Source organism: Paenibacillus sp. MAHUQ-63 (assembly GCF_028765165.1).
GTDB lineage: Bacteria > Bacillota > Bacilli > Paenibacillales > NBRC-103111 > Paenibacillus_E.
The window spans coordinates 1-664 of the sequence record NZ_JARADB010000029.1 but is presented as its reverse complement, the minus strand read 5'-3'; the positions used below and the strand labels follow the sequence as shown (position 1 = coordinate 664).

Here is a 664-nt window from a genome sequence, read left to right as displayed (position 1 = left end):
ACATCCCCGGATCAAAGCCTGCTTACGGCTCCCCGAGGCATTTCGTCGTTCGCCACGTCCTTCATCGGCTCCTAGTGCCTAGGCATCCTCCGTGTGCTCTTTCTAGCTTAACCTAGAAAAAAACATTAAAGATTTCGCATGAACAAGTCATGCTACCTAAGTTCTTACATTTACTCTGTTGACAATTAACCTATGCTTCGCAAAGGTGAATTGGAACTGTTTCGTTATCTAGTTTTCAAGGAACAATGTTGCGAATCGAAGATTCGTCAACCAAGTTGCAACCGTAACATGCGTGAAGCGATGTAGGTTGTAAACAATTTGGAAGCCGCTTCGTCTTAACTGGAATTTCTCCCTTTAATTCCGAGTTTATCCGCTTAAATCGCTCATTAACAGGAAAACCTCCCGTTATTTTCGCCTTTAAGCGAGATCCCATCGTCATTTCGTCCAAAATAACAGGAGAAATTCCCGTTAACCCGTCCGTACGACGCTGAATCTTCAGAATAGCGGTAGTAATTACCGTTAATTGCCGAAGCTTGCTTGAAAGGATTAACCTTTCAAAACTGAACACGAGTGAGTAACACGTTTGTGTATCCGAAGATACTTGACTGGGTCGTTGCAGACCCGAGTCTCCATAGAAAGGAGGTGATCCAGCCGCACCTTCCGA

Annotated in this window: 1 protein-coding gene and 1 rRNA gene; both read right to left on the bottom strand. The window is 44.6% G+C overall.

Annotated features, from left to right (window positions below; genetic code table 11):
• Window positions 1-113 (bottom strand): 23S ribosomal RNA (locus PUT07_RS35315); the annotation flags it as partial.
• 122 nt (window positions 114-235) lie between these two features.
• The coding region (locus tag PUT07_RS35310) for a hypothetical protein (protein WP_274473514.1) at window positions 236-664 on the bottom strand (429 nt) is incomplete at its 5' end.